The sequence below is a fragment of the Janthinobacterium sp. KBS0711 genome, from assembly GCF_000988085.1.
Taxonomy (GTDB): Bacteria; Pseudomonadota; Gammaproteobacteria; order Burkholderiales; family Burkholderiaceae_D; genus Janthinobacterium; species Janthinobacterium lividum_E.
Genome location: NZ_LBCO01000033.1, coordinates 755,352 through 757,861 on the forward strand (window position 1 = coordinate 755,352; position 2,510 = coordinate 757,861).

At 64.2% G+C, this 2,510-nt stretch carries 2 protein-coding genes; both read right to left on the reverse strand.

Going from position 1 to position 2,510, the window contains the following annotated elements; translation table 11 throughout:
- Positions 1-176: 176 nt before the first annotated feature.
- Entirely contained in the window at positions 177-1,967 is a 1,791-nt protein-coding gene (locus tag VM94_RS22025) for an acyl-CoA dehydrogenase (RefSeq protein WP_046685329.1), read from the reverse strand.
- Positions 1,968-2,059: 92 nt separating this feature from the next.
- A partial coding sequence (locus tag VM94_RS29230) for an electron transfer flavoprotein subunit alpha/FixB family protein (protein WP_046685674.1) occupies positions 2,060-2,510 on the reverse strand: 451 nt, incomplete at its 5' end.

The window sequence follows — 2,510 nt, forward strand, 5'->3', positions numbered from 1 at the left end:
AAGATCGCAGAGTAAATCTGGGGTCAGTCCCTGCGGGATCGGAATGCGCGCCATTGGCGCACATTCCCCCGGCGGGTCTGACCCCGGCACTTACGTTTGGGGTTAAAAAAAAGCGCTGGAGAGCAATCTCCAGCGCTTTTTTGCATTCAGTCAGCTTACGCTAGCCAAGTTTCAACTTAAAACTGCTCTTCCGACAAGGCCATCACGCCGGCGCTGCCGTCGATGATGGTGGCGCGCAAGCCTGGCGCTTGCGACAGGATGTGGTCGGCAAAGAAGCGGGCCGTGGCGATTTTTGCCTTGTAGAACGCGGCGTCACCGCTGCCCTCGCCCAGCTTTTGCTGCGCTACCACGGCCGCGCGCGCCATTTGCCAGCCGCCCAGCACGATGCCGGCCAGCTTCAGATACGGCACGCTGCCCGCAAACACAGCCTTGATGTCCGTCTTCATGTTCGCCACCACATACTCGACCACGGCTTCCAGCGCGGCGCTGCCTTCGGCCAAGTGGCGCTGCATGGCCTGGAAGTCGGCGCCCGTCAGCTCACCCAGCTGGGCTTCCGTGGCGCGCACCTGGGCGATGATGGCTTTCGCCACGGCGCCGCCGTCGCGCACCGTCTTGCGGCCCACGAGGTCGTTCGCCTGGATGGCCGTCGTGCCTTCGTAGATGGTGAGAATCTTGGCGTCGCGGTAATGCTGCGCGGCGCCCGTTTCTTCGATGAAACCCATGCCGCCATGCACTTGCACGCCATCGCGCGCGACGTCCTGCGACATCTCCGTGGCCCAGCCCTTGATGACGGGCACCAGGTATTCATACGTCGCCAGGCTTTCCGCGCGCACGTCCGCGTCCGGATGGTGGTGCGCCACGTCGCTGATGGCCGCGCCCACGTAGGCCAGCGCGCGCGCCGCCTCCGTTTGCGAACGCATGGACATCAGCATGCGGCGCACGTCCGGGTGGTGGATGATGGACACGGGACCAGGCGAACCGGCCAGGTCGCGCGACTGCACGCGGTCCTTGGCGAACGCCACGGCCTGCTGGTAGGCGCGCTCGGCCAGGCCGATGCCTTGCAGGCCCACGCCGAAGCGGGCCGCGTTCATCATGATGAACATGTACTCGAGGCCGCGGTTTTCCTCGCCCACCAGGGTGCCGATGGCGCCGCCGTGGTCGCCGAATTGCAGCACGGCCGTCGGGCTGGCCTTGATGCCCAGCTTGTGTTCGATCGACACGCAATGGGCGTCGTTGCGCGCGCCCAGGCTGCCGTCCGCGTTGACGAGGAACTTCGGCACGATGAACAGCGAAATGCCTTTCACGCCAGCGGGCGCGTCCGGCGTGCGGGCCAGCACCAGATGGACGATGTTTTCCGCCATGTCGTGCTCGCCGTACGTGATGAAAATCTTCGTGCCGAATACTTTATAGGTGCCATCTTCCTGCGGCACGGCGCGCGTGCGCACGGCGGCCAGGTCGGAACCGGCCTGCGGCTCCGTCAGATTCATGGTGCCCGTCCACTTGCCCGACACCAGGTTTTCCAGGTAGACAGCTTTCTGTTCGTCACTGCCGGCCGTCAGCAGCGCTTCGATGGCGCCATCGGACAACAACGCCACCAGGGCGAACGAGATGCTGGCCGAGTTGAGCATTTCGATGCACGGCGTGGCCAAGAGCTTGGGCAAGCCCTGGCCGCCAAACTCGGTCGGATGCTGCACGCCCTGCCAGCCCGCCTCGCCGTAGGCCTTGAATGCTTCCTTGAAGCCTTTCGAGGTCGTCACTTGCCCGTCGTGCCAGAAGCTCGGTTCCTTGTCGCTGGGACCGTTCAAGGGGGCCACCACGCCGCCGCAGAACTTGGCGTTCTCTTCCAGCACGGCTTCGGCCGTGTCAGGCGTGGCGTCTTCGCAGCCCGGCAAGGTGTGGATTTCGGCCAGGCCGGCCAGTTCGTTCATCACGAACAACATGTCTTTCAGCGGGGCTTGATAGCTCATCTTCTTTTCTCCAAGAAAAAAGCCACGCGCGGCTCGCCATGTGGGGCGGGCCGGCGTGGCTTTGTCAGTAACAAAACCGGAAGGGGTGTGACTTAACCCAGTTCTTTGACCAGTTGCGGCACGATCTCGAACAGATCGCCCACGATGCCGTAGTCGGCCACGGCAAAGATCGGCGCTTCCGGATCCTTGTTGATGGCGACGATGGTTTTCGAGTCTTTCATGCCGGCCAGATGCTGGATCGCGCCCGAGATGCCGACGGCGATGTACAGCGACGGCGCGACGATCTTGCCCGTCTGGCCCACTTGCCAGTCGTTCGGCACGAAGCCGGCGTCGACGGCGGCGCGCGACGCACCCATGGCGGCGCCCAGCTTGTCGGCCAGCGGCTCCAGGATATGGAAGTTTTCAGCCGAACCCATGCCACGGCCGCCCGACACGATGATTTTCGCGGCGGTCAGTTCAGGACGGTCGGACTTGGCCAGTTCGCGGCCCACGAAGGCGGACTTGCCATTGTCGGCAACGGCGGCGACGGTTTCCGTGGCAGCC